The organism is Paenibacillus phytorum (assembly GCF_013141715.1).
GTDB lineage: Bacteria > Bacillota > Bacilli > Paenibacillales > NBRC-103111 > Paenibacillus_E > Paenibacillus_E phytorum.
Genome location: NZ_WHOA01000112.1, coordinates 1 through 621 on the forward strand (window position 1 = coordinate 1; position 621 = coordinate 621).

The 621-nt window shown below is 52.8% G+C and carries 1 pseudogene; it reads right to left on the bottom strand.

From position 1 onward, the window contains the following. Window positions 1-390, bottom strand: a pseudogene (locus GC098_RS16825) (NAD-dependent epimerase/dehydratase family protein); the annotation flags it as partial. Window positions 391-621 lie beyond the last annotated feature (231 nt).

Genomic DNA, 621 nt, shown 5'->3' on the forward strand with positions numbered 1-621 from the left:
CCAGCCATATTCAAGTCGAGCCTTGGCATTCGACGCGCCACGCTCGCCACTTTCGCCACGCTCCCTACCCGGTTTATAATCCGGCTTTGGTGCGCCCAATGCACATGCATAGACCGGAAGCCATTCCGTTGCGGCAGCTGGCTCGTCATCCACGATATTAACCGGGCCAGAAGGCCAACCCAGCGCAAGCACAGCCGCGTTCGCTGCACCCTCTACATGAATGAAGGAGCTGACTCCATCGGTTGCAGGCACTTCCTTTCGCAGCACTTGTTCCGCTATATGCCCGTTGCGTTCGTTCCATGTTCCCTGTCCATAGAACATACCATACCGCAGAATCACATACTCCGGCATTTCCACAACGGCTCGTTCCAACGCTACCACACCGTCCACCTATTTTTCCGGCGGGAAACAGGAAATTTTGGAGACGATCTTCACCGAGTAAGAACCGTCCAGTCACGGCCGGGCTATTGAATAAGCCGATTGATTTGTTTGAAAAAAACAGGGGATAATTTCCTTCCGAATACCCGCTGATATTGCAAAATTCCTTTACCGCCTGCCAATATCATGATCGTAAGCGGTTCGATTTCCGCTGCAGAGTCGATGCCGCCTTCTTCCTGAATC